This window comes from Staphylococcus debuckii, assembly GCF_003718735.1.
Taxonomy (GTDB): domain Bacteria; phylum Bacillota; class Bacilli; order Staphylococcales; family Staphylococcaceae; genus Staphylococcus; species Staphylococcus debuckii.
In genome coordinates this window covers 1,436,950-1,451,684 of the sequence record NZ_CP033460.1, presented here as the reverse complement: position 1 = coordinate 1,451,684, position 14,735 = coordinate 1,436,950, and the positions used below count along the sequence as shown (strand labels likewise).

11 protein-coding genes are annotated in these 14,735 nt (G+C 34.5%); 3 read left to right on the top strand and 8 right to left on the bottom strand.

Annotated features, from left to right (window positions below):
* Positions 1–146 precede the first annotated feature (146 nt).
* Positions 147–755, top strand: a complete 609-nt coding sequence (plsY, locus tag CNQ82_RS06810; RefSeq protein ID WP_123144642.1) for a glycerol-3-phosphate 1-O-acyltransferase PlsY — start codon at positions 147–149, stop codon at positions 753–755.
* Positions 756–1,036: 281 nt separating this feature from the next.
* Here the strand turns inward: plsY and CNQ82_RS06805 are convergent, their stop codons facing one another.
* Entirely contained in the window at positions 1,037–2,236 is a 1,200-nt protein-coding gene (locus tag CNQ82_RS06805) for an IS110 family RNA-guided transposase (RefSeq protein WP_123144641.1), read from the bottom strand.
* Positions 2,237–2,692: 456 nt separating this feature from the next.
* Between CNQ82_RS06805 and CNQ82_RS06800 the strand changes: the two genes are divergently transcribed.
* A complete protein-coding gene (locus tag CNQ82_RS06800) occupies positions 2,693–3,010 on the top strand; it encodes a HesB/YadR/YfhF family protein (protein WP_095105439.1) in 318 nt (105 codons plus the stop codon).
* 56 nt (positions 3,011–3,066) lie between these two features.
* On the opposite strand, the gene menI is transcribed toward CNQ82_RS06800, so the two are convergent.
* The 3 genes from menI to CNQ82_RS06785 all read right to left on the bottom strand — a co-directional run bounded on the left by menI (position 3,067) and on the right by CNQ82_RS06785 (position 8,329).
* Positions 3,067–3,525: a 1,4-dihydroxy-2-naphthoyl-CoA hydrolase MenI gene (menI, locus tag CNQ82_RS06795; RefSeq protein ID WP_123144640.1), complete on the bottom strand. Its 459-nt coding sequence runs from the start codon at positions 3,523–3,525 to the stop codon at positions 3,067–3,069.
* 192 nt (positions 3,526–3,717) lie between these two features.
* Entirely contained in the window at positions 3,718–6,423 is a 2,706-nt protein-coding gene (gene acnA, locus CNQ82_RS06790) for an aconitate hydratase AcnA (protein WP_123144639.1), read from the bottom strand.
* Between the two features lie 289 nt (positions 6,424–6,712).
* Positions 6,713–8,329 carry a BCCT family transporter gene (locus CNQ82_RS06785; protein ID WP_123144638.1) on the bottom strand — a complete coding sequence of 539 codons (1,617 nt, stop codon included), beginning with the start codon at positions 8,327–8,329 and terminating at the stop codon, positions 6,713–6,715.
* A gap of 385 nt (positions 8,330–8,714) precedes the next feature.
* Between CNQ82_RS06785 and mscL the strand changes: the two genes are divergently transcribed.
* Positions 8,715–9,137: a large conductance mechanosensitive channel protein MscL gene (gene mscL / locus CNQ82_RS06780; RefSeq protein ID WP_123144637.1), complete on the top strand. Its 423-nt coding sequence runs from the start codon at positions 8,715–8,717 to the stop codon at positions 9,135–9,137.
* Between the two features lie 56 nt (positions 9,138–9,193).
* On the opposite strand, the gene sbcC is transcribed toward mscL, so the two are convergent.
* The 4 genes from sbcC to CNQ82_RS06760 all read right to left on the bottom strand — a co-directional run bounded on the left by sbcC (position 9,194) and on the right by CNQ82_RS06760 (position 14,585).
* Positions 9,194–12,229, bottom strand: coding sequence for an exonuclease subunit SbcC (gene sbcC, locus CNQ82_RS06775; RefSeq protein ID WP_123144636.1), 3,036 nt, complete (start codon positions 12,227–12,229; stop codon positions 9,194–9,196).
* The gene (sbcD, locus tag CNQ82_RS06770; RefSeq protein WP_123144635.1) at positions 12,226–13,353 is read right to left on the bottom strand and encodes an exonuclease subunit SbcD; all 1,128 of its coding nucleotides are present in this window, start codon (positions 13,351–13,353) and stop codon (positions 12,226–12,228) included. Before sbcD ends, sbcC begins: the two co-directional genes overlap by 4 nt.
* 298 nt (positions 13,354–13,651) lie before the next feature.
* The gene (locus CNQ82_RS06765) at positions 13,652–14,119 is read right to left on the bottom strand and encodes a CcdC family protein (protein ID WP_123144634.1); all 468 of its coding nucleotides are present in this window, start codon (positions 14,117–14,119) and stop codon (positions 13,652–13,654) included.
* 235 nt (positions 14,120–14,354) lie between these two features.
* The gene (locus tag CNQ82_RS06760) at positions 14,355–14,585 is read right to left on the bottom strand and encodes a YneF family protein (RefSeq protein ID WP_015900233.1); all 231 of its coding nucleotides are present in this window, start codon (positions 14,583–14,585) and stop codon (positions 14,355–14,357) included.
* Positions 14,586–14,735: the final 150 nt, after the last annotated feature.

Here is a 14,735-nt window from a genome sequence, read left to right as displayed (position 1 = left end):
GCTAAATTTATCACTCTACTATTCATGTGTCTTTACTTTCATTAAACATGTAAAAATGTATAGAAAAAATTCTTACTCAAGACGTCAATCTCTATCTTATCTATGGTAAAATAACGTTATCATCAACAAAGGATGTGTCATGCAAAATGATGATTGTACTCATGCTTCTGCTCGCCTACCTTGTAGGGTCATTTCCGAGCGGAGTTATCATCGGAAAATTGTTCTTCAAGAAAGACATCAGACAATTTGGAAGCGGCAATACAGGCGCTACGAACAGTTTTCGTGTTCTAGGGCGACCCGCAGGTTTTGCCGTCACATTTTTAGATATATTTAAAGGTTTTATTGTGGTGTTTTTCCCATTATGGTTCCCGGTGCATCCGACAGGTCCTATCAGTGAATTCTTTACACACGGCTTAATTGTCGGTGTGTTTGCGATTATCGGCCATGTTTATCCGATTTTCTTGAAATTCCAAGGTGGTAAAGCGGTAGCTACAAGTGCCGGAGTCGTATTAGGAGTTGCCCCAATATTATTATTAATATTAGCAGCTATCTTTTTCCTCACACTTTATTTAACAAAGTATGTATCTTTATCAAGTATTGTTGCAGCGATTTGTTGTGTCATTGGTTCGTTGATTATCCATGACTATATATTGCTCGGTGTAAGTATCATTGTAGCAATTCTCTTGATATTAAGACATCGTACTAACATTGTACGTATCTTTAAAGGTGAGGAACCTAAAATTAAATGGATGTAAACGAAAACGAACGGGAGCGGGACAGAAATAACATTGATTAAAATTATTTCGTCTTCCCGCCCCGGCAAAGCTAACTAGAATAGAAAAAAGCTTGGAACAAGCGTATTTTCTATTCAGATAGCTACTGCCACTTCAAAGAGAAGAGCTGAGACTATTATTATGTCCCAGCCTTTTCCTACGATTAGTCAAGTGTTTATATTTAAAGAATGCATTACTGAACTAAACCGTTCAATTTTATTTTTTTGAATAAGGTGTTAAACTATATATGATTATACGAGTGGCTAATGTGGAGCCATTTGATAGTCGTATAATTTATGATTATTCACTAAATAGTGAATTGTTTTTAACAGCTTGTTTATACAAGCTACTACGGCAGTCTTGTGAGATTTACCATAAGGCTGCTCTTTTAATTTATAATAATAATCTGCAACATGATTATCGTAATGGCGCTTTCCCTTTAAAATATTCATGATAATAGAATAGAAAATTTGTCTTGCTTTTTTATTTCCTCGTTTATTTATTGTATCTCTGCAATGGGTATTGCCTGATTGATATCTTTTGACATCAATACCTACAAAAGCATTGATTTGTTTATGCGAGTAAAACCGTGTAATATCTCCTAACTCACCGACAATCATAGCCGCTGTCAGTTCACCGATACCAGGTATTGAATAAATACTTTCAAAACAATCCATTTGTTTAGCTAATTCGATCATAGCTTTATCCAATTCCTTGAGTTTTTGCATGGATGATTTTAAATCCTTTATTAATATACGGGCTTTTTCAACTAGAAAAGAATGTCTGTCGACATTGGGAAAGCTTTCATGAGCAATATTTATTAATTGAACCGCATGCTTTTCTGCTTTATCTCTGGACATGGCTTTGTCTGTAGAATTAAATATTTCTTCTACAAGGCGCTCTTTGTCTAATTCGACTACTATATCCGGGTGAGTAAACAATTCAGCGATATTAAGTGCAATCATTGAATAACGGTTACTGAACAGTTTTTCCAAACCAGGAAATGTCTGGTGCAGCTGCTCGATAATTCCAGTTTTGAGCTTGTTTTGCTGGCTTTCGATTTGAAGATGAAAGCGTACACGTTCTCGCAACTCAAAATATATTTCTTCGTATGCCTGCGGACTCTCAGTTGCTGGTAAATCATGAACCATTCGAGCGAGTTTATGCGCATCGGATTTATCGGTTTTCCACGATCTTAAAGAACTGGTTTTGAACTTGGCTTCTAAAGGATTCAACTCAAAATAGTCGAATTGATGCAGACGACAAAATTTTTTCATGCTTCTTGAATAAATTCCCGTTGATTCGAATACAATTTGCAGACTATCCATCTGGTTCAGATACTTTAAAAGAAAATTATAACCGTTTTCATTGTTTTGAATGGTAAATTCCTTTTGGAATTTGTCATTTTGGTAATGTGCCACCACACTGGTGTTTTTACTGATATCAACGCCTAAATAATTAATAGATAAAACCTCCTATGTTAATTTTGAGAAGTTGAAAACTTTACTTAACCTTTTTCATTTCTCTTTCCTATACACGGTTTCAAGAACCCAACATACTACAAACGAATTTCAAAAGGTGAGAGTAAAGCTGACTCGTTTTTAATACGGATTTAAAACCCAAGAGGCTGCACAGTCTACTTCTCTCTCTAACTATAAAAAAATAGCTATGAAGAAATCCATCGTCATGGAATGCTTCATAGCTAATCTTAGTATGTTTTTTATGATACAGCAGAATCATAATGCTAATCCGCTCTCTTTAACAAAATGTGAAGAAAATTTGAGTTCTAAGTAAATTTTTTTCAAAAAAATCGAGATTTCATGTTAAATTACACCCTAAAACGGTTATAACTCATAATATAAATCACTTGATGTAAGTGATTTATAAATATCCGGTAATAATGAGAGGAGTTTTTTACCATGGAATTCAAACTTACAGACAATGCAGTGAAATGGTTCAAAGATGAATTTGAATTACCGCAATCCGACAAAGCTATCCAATTTTTTGTACGCTACGGTGGAGAAAACCAATTAAAACAAGGTTTCAGCCCAGCATTTAATATTGATAATAAATCAGATCAAGCCGTAGAAATTGGATTTGAACAAGACTTCGATGGCGTTGATGTCATTATTGCCGAAAAAGACTTATGGTACTTCGCTGGTGAAGATTTAGTTATTGATGTTGGCCAGCATGATGAAATTGAATTTGTACACAATAATGCTTCTCAAGCATCTTAATATAAAGACAGCATGAACGCGCAGTTGCTTCTCAGCTGCGCGTTTTTTTCATACTATTAAATGCCGTTAGTAACCTCAAATGTTTCTCCGGCTCTATTTCTTTTTTCGACTTCTTGATAAGTTTCATGCCAATCTGGGAAGCGGCGATCTAAACGAATCGGAGTACGTGTATCTCTAGTCATACAAATAATTTCAGTCGAACCTTTAGTTACAATCTCATCTTGTTCATTTAGTATCTCATAACAATATAATGAACGAATACGTGAATAGCGCTCTACCCACGTTTTAACTCTTACTTTTTCTGGATAAGTAACAGGTTTAATATATTTGATATTCAAATCAGTTACAGGAGAAATAATACCGCGTTCTTCCATACCTGCATAATTAAAGCCTAATTTATAAATATAATCTGTACGTGCAACTTCAAACCATGTCACATAGTTGCCATGATAAATAAAGCCCATCTTATCAGTTTCTTGATATCTTGAATCAATTTCAGTGATACTGTATATCATATTTTTACCACGCTTTCTTTTTTCCTTTGCATAAAATATCATATCACAAATGAAAGAGTGAGCGGGAATGAAATAACATGAGTTGCAGTTATTTCATTATATCCCACCGACACAACTATCTAGAATAGAAAAAGGGATGGAACAACTTAATGTCCCACCCCTTCAATTTATTCAAAACTCATATTTGTTAACTTAAGCATTTTGTAATTTTTTACGTAATACTAATTGTAAGATACCACCGTGGCGATAGTAATCTAATTCAACAAGTGAGTCGAAACGAGCAATAGCTTCAAATTCTACAACTTCGCCTGATTCTTTTTTCGCTGTCACTTTAACTTTGTCATGTGGTTTTACATCTTCATCAATATCAACAGAAATTTCTTCTCTGCCATCTAATCCTAAGCTGTCAGCTGATTCGCCGTCTAGGAATTGTAACGGAAGTACACCCATCATAACTAAGTTTGAACGGTGGATACGTTCGTAACTTTGAGCGATAACTGTTTTAACACCTAAAAGGTTTGTACCTTTAGCTGCCCAGTCACGTGAAGATCCCATACCGTAGTCATTGCCTGCTAATACAACTAAGCCAGTACCGTCTTCTTTGTATTTCATTGCAGCGTCATATATCGGCATTACTTCATCAGTTGGCCAATAAGTCGTGAAGCCACCTTCTGTACCAGGAGCTAATTGGTTTTTAATACGGATATTCGCGAATGTACCACGAACCATTACTTCATGGTTACCACGTCTTGAACCGTAAGAGTTGAACTCTCTGATTGGTACATCGTTATCTTGCAAGTATTTACCTGCAGGTGTATCTTTACCAATTGCACCAGCTGGTGAGATATGGTCAGTAGTTACTGAATCACCGAATTTACCCATCACACGTAAGTTTTTCAATGGTTCAATTGTACCAGGTTCTTTAGATAGACCTTGGAAGAATGTTGGGTTTTGAATGTAAGTTGATTTAGGATCAAAGTCATATAATGGCTCGTCTGTAACATCAATTTCATTCCACATTTCATTGTTAGTGTATACATCTGCGTATTCTTCACGGAATAAGTCAGGTGTAACAGCACTATCAACTGCATCCGCAACTTCTTTAATTGAAGGCCAGATATCTTTTAAGTAAACATCGTTACCATCTTTATCTTTACCTAAAGAATCATGTTGAAGATCGATATCCACAGTACCTGCTAATGCATAAGCCACAACTAATGGTGGTGATGCTAAGTAGTTACCTTTTACTAAAGGATGGATACGTCCTTCAAAGTTACGGTTACCTGATAATACAGATGTCACTAATAAATCTTCGCCTGAAATAGCTTTCTCGATTTCTGGTAAAAGTGGACCAGAGTTACCGATACAAGTTGTACAACCATAACCTACTAGGTTGAATCCTAATTCATCAAGATATTCTTGTAAACCAGAATCAGCTAAGTAACCTGTTACAACTTTTGAACCTGGCGCTAATGAAGTTTTAACGAACTCAGGAACTTTCAAGCCTTTTTCAACAGCATTTTTAGCTACTAAACCTGCACCTAACATAACGTATGGGTTAGATGTATTAGTACATGATGTAATTGCAGCGATTGCAATGTCACCAGTAGTCATTTCAGCAGTTCTGCCGTCTTCAAATTCAATTTTCGCTTTTTTATCGAATTCTGATTCATCAAACCCGAAGCCTTGGTTACCTGCTGGAGCAGTTACAGATTTTTCGAATGATTCTTTCATGTCGCCTAATTTAATTAAGTCTTGTGGACGTTTAGGACCTGATAAAGAAGGTTCAACTGTAGATAAATCTAATTCAACAACGTCTGTGTATGATGGATCTTCTTTTGATACATCAAAGAACATATGATTTTGTTTCAAGTATTCTTCAACAAGTTCAATTTGTTCTTCAGAACGGCCAGTTAAACGTAAATATTTAAGAGATTCTTCGTCTACTGGGAAGAAACCACATGTTGCACCGTATTCAGGCGCCATGTTAGCAATTGTAGCACGGTCTGCTAATGGAAGGTGTTGTACACCAGGGCCAAAGAATTCAACAAATTTACCTACAACGCCTTTTTTACGTAATTCTTCTGTTACACGTAACGCTAAGTCAGTTGCTGTTGCACCTTGTGGCAATGCATTTGTCAAGCGCACGCCGATAACTTCTGGAATTGGGAAGTATGAAGGTTGTCCAAGCATTCCTGCTTCAGCTTCGATACCGCCAACACCCCAGCCTAGAACGCCAAGACCGTTGATCATTGTTGTATGAGAGTCTGTACCTACTAATGTATCAGGGAAAGCTACTGTTTCGCCGTCTACGTCTCTAGCGTGTACAACATTTGCTAAATACTCTAAGTTTACTTGGTGAACGATACCAGTTGCTGGTGGTACTGCATTATAGTTATCAAATGCTTTAGTAGCCCAGTTCAAGAATTGATAACGTTCATAGTTACGGTGAAATTCTAATTTCATGTTACGTTGTAAAGCTTCTGGATTAGCATAGCTGTCAACTTGTACAGAGTGGTCAATTACTAAATCAACTGGAACTTCCGGATTGATTTTGTCGATATCCCCACCAACATCATTCATTGCTTTACGTAGTGAAGCTAAGTCTACAACAGCTGGAACACCAGTGAAGTCTTGTAAAATTACGCGTGAAGGTTTGAATGGTACTTCGCCTTCTCCGCCATTACCAAATTTAGATAACCCTTCGATATGCTCGTCAGTTATAACAAAACCATCTTCTTGACGTAAAACTGATTCTAATAATACTCGAATTGAGTATGGCAGTTTGTTGATGTTTGTTAAACCTTGTTCTTCTAATGCTTGCAAATCATAATAAGTGTACGTTTTTCCATTAAGAGAAAACGTTTTCTTTGCCTGCTCTTTTAAGTTAGAAGACATGTATAATCCCCCCTGATTCAATATTATGCCTTTAATTAAATTGTATAGGTATAAGTAAGGGATTACAACTATTAAACGGTAGAAAACAACCTGTATTCGTTTTTGTTTTTTAATCAGTATATATAAGTAATAGTTATCATATTAGGTTTGTGTAATAAGTATCTTTTATTGATTGAGAATTATTTTCAATTAAAACGCAGAAAGGATTTTTCATAAAAAAGAAAAAACCTGCCCCGCTTAAAATAGCGAGACAGGTTAAATTTAATCCTGATTATGATTTAGTTTGTTCTTATTGTTGACGTGCTTTACGTTTGTCCAGAATATCTTCTTCATAATCTTGTTGAGAATATTTCACATACTCTTCTAAACGATGTTTGTTAGGCGTTAAAGTCAAGCCTAAGAATTTACGTTCTTGGTTAGCATCTTTGTAGAAGCTGATCATCATGAGTATCACGATAATCGAGAATGGCAAGGCACTGATAATCGCCGCACTTTGCAGTGAGTTCAATCCTGTATCTCCACCTGAGAATAACAGAACGAATGCGATAAGTGATTGTGCAATTCCCCATGATACTTTAATGTAAGATGAAGGCTCTAGAGAACCAAATGAAGTTTGCATACCTAATACGAATGTTGCTGAGTCTGCTGATGTAATAAAGAATGATGCAATCAACAATAATGCGATAATAGATAATAAGAATCCCATAGGCAAGTGGTGGAATACACCAAATAATTGTGTCTCAGGAGCCATTTTGAATAGTTCATGATGTTTCTTACCAGTTTCAATACCTAGTACACCAAACACACTGAACCAAATAAAGCTGACAATTGCTGGCACTAGCAATACGCCTGACATAAATTCTCTGATGGAACGTCCTTTAGAAACACGGGCGATAAATACACCTACGAATGGACTCCAACTTAACCACCAGCCCCAATAGTATAATGTCCATGATGACATCCACTCACGTTTTTGCGGATTTAAAGCAGCAGTATCAAAACTGTTGAATAAGAATGTATTGAATAAGCTACCTGTTGAACTTGTCATCATATCCAAAATAAGAACTGTTGGTCCGACAATTAAAGCGATAATCATTAAAATAGCCCCTAATCCAATATTAAGGTTACTTAAATATTGAATACCTTTACTTAGGCCAGACCAAGCTGATGCGATAAAGAGAATAGTTACGATAATGATAATGATACCTTGAACCCAAACGTTATTCGGGATTCCGAATAAGTAATTTAATCCACCGTTAATTTGCAACGCACCCATACCAAGTGATACGGCAACGCCGACAACTGTTGCGAATACTGCTAAGACGTCAACAATTGTTCCAATCGGTCCATCTACTTTGTCTCCTAAAATAGGACGTAAAGTTTTAGATAGTAGACCAGCTTCCCCTTTTCTAAATTGAGCATAAGCAAGTGCTAAAGCAACAACACCGTAAACTGCCCAAGCGTGGAAGCCCCAGTGGAAGAAAGAAGAACGTAATGCTTCTGTATAAGCTTGTGCTGTTTCCGGTTTGGCATTCGGCGGTGCAGCAAAATCTCCCATTGGTTCCGCTGCGCCATAGAATACTAATCCGATACCCATTCCAGCGCTGAATAACATTGCAAACCAAGAAATAGTGTTAAATTCTGGTTTATCATTTGGTTTACCTAGTTTAAGTTTACCAATCGGGCTGAAAATCAAGAATACACAGAAGAATACGATTACTGTAGTTAGAATTAAGTAATACCAACCCAAATCATTGGTAATCCAAAGTTTGACACTGTTCGTTATTTTGTCAAACTGGCTTGGAAAGATAGCACCGGCTAAAACAACGATTAAAACTAGAATCGATCCATAGATAAATACCGGCGATAACTTCTTGCCATTATTACCATGCTGAGAAGAATTCATAATCAATTACTCCCTTTCTATTTATTTTATTGTCCAAAAAATATAAAACTGATTTTATAAGAAAAAATCATTTTCGCGAAAAACCATTTACTAGCATAACAAACGCTTAGCACATTATCAAACTTTCTAAAATTAATTATACAATAATCTTTTTAATGTCTATCTTAATAATCAATTTTGGCTTGATTTGATTTAATGCGTTTTAAATAAGACGACATTATATTTTCCTTTACCCTCTTTAGAAAGGAATAAAGATGAAAACGCTGTAATTTACTATAAATTAATAATTTTCAGTGAAAAGTGTTAAAACAACACAAAAACCTATGTTTTTCTTAAAAGAATTATTGTATAATACACTTTAGTAAATTTAGGAGGATATGTATTCATGTTTAAGGAATTCAAAGAATTTGCCTTCAAAGGAAATGTATTAGATTTAGCAGTAGCTGTAGTAATGGGAGCTGCTTTCAACAAAATTGTTACTTCTTTAGTAACTTACATTATTATGCCCCTTATCGGTTTAATTTTTGGAACTGTTGATTTCGCTAAAAACTGGACATTTATGGGTATTAAATACGGCTTATTTGTCCAATCCATTATTGACTTTTTAATTGTTGCCTTTGCTCTATTCATTTTTGTTAAACTTGCTAATACTTTAATGAAAAAAGAAGAAGTCGAAGAAGCTCCAGAAGAAAATATTGTACTTCTTACTGAAATCAGAGATTTATTGCAACAACAAAATGGTACAGTTAAAAATGAAGCGACTGAAATCATCACTGAATCCGATGATACAAACAGTAAGAAATTTTAATAGATTTCTTAAATACAAAAACGACTTGCAATAGTGGCAAGTCGTTTTTTTGTAGGTTAAAACTTAAATTGTGTCGTACTTTGGTAAGCGTCTGTTTTCACTTCTAGAATTGTAGGAATACGTTGTTTCAACTCACTCACATGTGAAATAATACCTACCATTCTTCCTGTCGATTTAATATTTAAAAGAGTATCTAAGGCTGTTTCTAACGTTTCTTGATCTAGTGTACCGAACCCTTCGTCTATAAACATCGATTCTAAAGTAATACCTCCAGATTCCTGTTGTACAACCTCGCTTAAACCAAGCGCTAATGCTAGAGAAGCTTGGAATGATTCTCCTCCTGACAGCGTAGAGATATGGCGCGTTTTATTCGAATGTGAATCAAAGACTACGATTTCTAAACCGCTGTAACCTTGTGTCACTTCTTCACTACGCTTTAAGATATACCTGTTATTGGTCATTCTCATAAAACGTTTATTAGCATACTCCAGTATCATTTCTAAATAGTAAACTAAAACGTAATTCTCTAACGTTAGCTTTTGAATATTCTTTCCTGATAGTACTTCAGCCAGATCGAAGATTTCTTGTTGTTCTGCTAATTCTTTTGCTAAAACATCTATATGTTCCTGGATTTCAGTGAAATGACTCGCATTTAATTGCAACTTAAAGTCATGCTCATTTAAACGCTTCGACTTCTCCTCAAGTACGCTTTTCTGCGTTTCCAGATTGTTCGACAATTGCTCTAAATCAGGACTCTCTTGATTTCCGATAATCGCTTTTAATTCAGCCAGTTTATGAGATAAATTATTTTCCTTATCATGATATTTTTTTATTCGCTCTTCAATTTGTGCTTTTTTCGGCATTAAATCTAAAATTTCTTGCACTTCGTCTGAACTTTGTATGCCAATATTTTCCATTTCTATTTGAGATTGCTGTTTTAATTGTGCGATTGCTTTATCAATTTCTTTACGGTTATCTTGTACAGAAGTATGCTTTGTTTGCTCAACTGCAATTTGTTGCTTCATTTCTATTTCTTGTTGTTTTAATGCATCTGTTTGCTTTTGATAATCTGTGACTGCATCTTGTTTCTTTTCAAAATCATTCATAAAATCCGTTACATTGCGGAAAGAGGTGCCTTTTTCAAAATCCTCAATTAAACGATTAATTTTTTCAGTATCAGCTTTCTTTTGAGTGAGCGTGAGTTGTAGATTTTGAATGTCATCTTTAATTTGCTGAACTTGTGCGTTAGTCTTCTCAATCTCTTTATTACGTTTATCTTGATGCTGCTTATCTGTTTCCGCTTTTTCATATTGTTTTTTCAGGTCTTGAAGTGTTTGCGTATTGTTTTCTGGCAACTCTTGTTGCTCGAATTTTTCGGTTTCACTTTTGAGCACATTATATTCAGCTTCTAATTTTGAATGTGCCGTTCGAATTTCTTCTTTGTTTTCATGCAAAGTATTCAATATTTCCCTTTGAGCTCTTAGCTCCTCAAAATCCAAGTGATCGGAAAGCGATTGAATTGTATTGCCGCATATCGGACATTGGTCTCCAGGTTGCAGCATGGATTGCAGCTTTTTGATCATTGTTTCTTGATTATCTAACTCTAATTGATTCGTGTTAAATTGTGAAATTTTTGCTTGAAGCTCGTTCAATTTTTGAGTATTATCTGTTAACTCTTGTTCTAATGTTTTTAGTTTCGTTAAACGTTGCGCTTGCGCTTCTTCTTTTTCGATAGACGCTTCTGTGTCTTTAATTTGTTGTTTTAAACCGAATATTTGTTGTGTCAGTTGATTCAGTCGTTCATAATCAGGCTGCTCGTTCTGATAATCTGCTTCAATATCCTTTAATAACTGCTCATTTTGCTTTAAATCTTGCTGTGATTGCTCATACTCTTCTTGTACTTGTGCTTGATTACGATATGCGTTTTGGTACTGTTGATGATTTTGATAAAAGTACTGCGTTTCATTCACAAACATTCGTTGGGATTCGATATCATTTTGAGTTTTCGCTAATTTTTCTTGTTGTGTTGTAATCGTTTGCAACTGAGACTGGTATTGTTGAATGTTAGCTTCAATTTTCTCAAACTTATCATTTAATTCATTTAATTTTGTAGTTTGAGTAGAAATATTTTCTATAATCTGGTGAAGCGGACGTACTTCTCTAATTTTCTTCAGTTGAGCTTCAAGTATTTTAATTTCAGAAGCTTGCTTTTCAAGTGTTTCCAGTTGAGTTGTTAAGTCATTTTGCTCTGTAATTTTCTGACTCAATTCTTCGGCTTCTCTATAAGATTTCTCCGCTTTTTGTTTGAGCTTATCTTGTTGAATTTTTTCATTTTCCAATTGTTGATAAATTTCATTCCCAATTCGTTCAAATTCAGGAATGGTATTTAATATTTTTTCAGTTTGTATACTTGGAAGTGTTTTATATTCTTGCAATTTTTCATTACCGAAATCTTCTACTTTATTCCATAATTGTTCAATCTGTTGGTGTCTCATTTCAATCTTTTTCTTTTCTTCTTTATTTTGATTTACTAATCGTTGTTGTAATGCTTCAAAACGATTCGTATTGAATAAAGTTCTAAGAATTTCTTGTTTTGAAGAACTCCTAGAAAATAGAAACTTTTTAAATTCTCCTTGCGGCAAAATGAATAACTGTCTGAATTGTTCTATATTTACACCTAATAACTCTTGTATATAATTATTCCCATCGTTCACTTTACTTTCTCTAAGTGCATAACTGCCATTTTCTAATTCATACACTGCTAAATTGGGATTTGTTTGGTTTTTATTGCCTTCTTTGACGAAAGCGCCCTGTCTAATCACCTTGAATTGCTTATCTTTTAATTGAAAAATAAGTTCCACTTCCATCGGAGATTTTCCATCAGCAAAGTGACTTCTCAATGCACCTTCTTTTCTGGACGCTGTAGAAGCTTTTCCATATAACGCAAATACAATGGCATCAAACAACATAGACTTACCTGAACCTGTCTTTCCGCTGATTAAAAAAAGCTCATTATTATGCAATTGAGTAAAATCTATAGTTTCATCCATGAAAGGACCGACATTTTGTAAATGAAGCTTTAAAGGTTTCATGTTTGGTCACCTCTCATAATTTCATTCAATAATTGTGATACTTTTTTCTGTTGCAATTCCGACAACTCTTTATGCGTCATTTCTTCATAAAAAGTTCCGATAATGGTTTGGTCAGGTAACTTTTTAATCTCTCGTTCTGTAAATTGATGTTCAAATGTTTGTGAGTGGTTGGTCAATGCCAAAACATTTTTATACAATTGCTTAATATTCATTATAGGATCTGTAATATGTGACATTTCGCTTAATTTGAAATGAAAATAGTTATCTCTGTTTTTAACATCTATTCGATCTTGAATAACATCTTCATAAGTTGCTTCTATAACCTCAAGTTCTCGTAATGGCCGCATTGCTACAAAGGTACTTTTCACTTCATGTGGTGCCTCTAACACTACACGGCGATAACCTTTCGGCTGATTGGCTTCTGAAAAAGAATACTGTAAAAGTGAACCGCTATAAAAGACGTAATTCGATTGAATACTAAAAGGATGATGTAAGTGTCCCAGCATGACAGTGTCAAAATGTTCCATATATTTTTCGGGCACTTGTTCGACTGTACCAATTGTTAATGGTCGCTCTGATTCACTTCTGATTCCGCCAGCTACGGTCATATGGGCAATTAATACATTCTGCTTATCCTTATCTAATTCTCTGCTGATACGTTTTAAACAACACTCTACCGCTTCATCATAGGATTTTAACTTTTCATCTGGAAAATAGTGCTGTATTTCACTTAACGTCGCAAATGGCAACGTATAGAAGTCTACATTTTCAAATGAAATAGGTTGATGCATTGTGTCTAGTTTGGTACGTATATAGAGTTTTGAATGCTCGAACCAAGAAGCGCCGTAATTCAAACGTTCTTTACCATCATGATTGCCGCTGATCATAATAATTGGAATTTGCAACTTTAAATTTAATTCACCAATCGTTGATTCAAGTAATTGTATCGCCTCTTTGCTTGGATAACTCGTATCGTATAAGTCCCCTGCAATAACGATTAAATCAGGCTTTTCTTCTTTCATTGCAACAATAAATTGTTCTAAGATATATTTTTGGTCTTCTAAGAATGACTGGCCGTTTAATATTTTCCCTAGATGCCAGTCAGCTGTATGTATGACTTTCACAAGATCACCTCATGTTTCTTATTATATAATAAACCGCTTATCTTCTCATCGAAAATAAGCGGCATCTCTTATGTCTATTAAATTATTCGATATATTTAGTATAACTTTTGGAAAAAAGAAAATGTTAATGCTAAGCCGGCTACAATGAGTCCGATTAAACTAACTACATGTTTTAGTTTCAAATAAATCAACTTTTCTTTGTATTCTTTTAGTATTATACCCTTTATAACAAAATTGAGCGGGACGGAAATAATATTTGATTAAAATTATTTCGTCGTCCCGCTTCCTAAACTTTCTATTAACTTATAAGTTTTCTTTTTAACTTTTTATATTTCATCAACATAGCAATTCGCCATGGTAAAATCATGCAAAATGCAAGTAAGAAGAACATTCCAGCAAGTTGCCCAGGATCAATCTGATTGCTGACAATTACTTTAATAAACGTTCTGATAACGAGTAATGATATTAAAATAATCGGAAATGCTTTCGAACGTTTCATATAAATCTCTGAACCTTTTACTTCGAAACGAGATGTCCAGATCAGAACTGTTGAGAATAGTACACCCATGATAATTGCTTCAATAATTTCCATACCATTTAATCTAAAGTAAGGAACGACGAACATTAATGCCCCTGTGGACATAAATATAGGCGGTAAAATCAGTTTCTTTTCATTAACAGGAAATTGTTGCGCTTTCATTCTGACGACTATTACAACAGCGCCCATTATGAATGCTATACCGATAGAAAATACAAGATATAACACAATGACACCTTCTTTACATGGTTAAGTATTTAATTTAAATCATTGTATAGTATATCACTGCAACTGAAAATTTCCATAGAAAAAGTTCATTTTTTCCCAGATAATTCCAGTCTGCACATCTATTTTTATATAAAAAAGCTTTCTACCTTTACTCTTTTGAGAGAATGAAAACTTTTTAAAAGCAAAAAAAGAAACGATACTCTTCTTTGAGCAAAGTTTCTTTTTTTATTAGAGATTATTTCATTTTTTGATCCATATTTTTGTTCATCATCGTCATCATTTGATTGATTTTCTTTTGAGATGGTTTTTGACCCATTTGCATCATCATCATACGTAACATTTCTTCATTAATAGGAGGGTTCTTTTTAAGATAATCCATCATGTATTTTCTTGCTAAGAAGAATCCACCAACTAAACCGATGATAAGTGCAGCAACAATTAAAAGAATTGCTAACCAAGTTGCCATTGTCTCACCCACTTTCTTTATCCTTTTGCATTTTACTAAACTTATAAATTCATTTCAAGTTGTTCTATTACACTCTCACATTGAATTCACAAAATAAGAGCTATTCCTAGCCCTTTGAAATTATAACTGTATTATACAGCATTTCAAGTA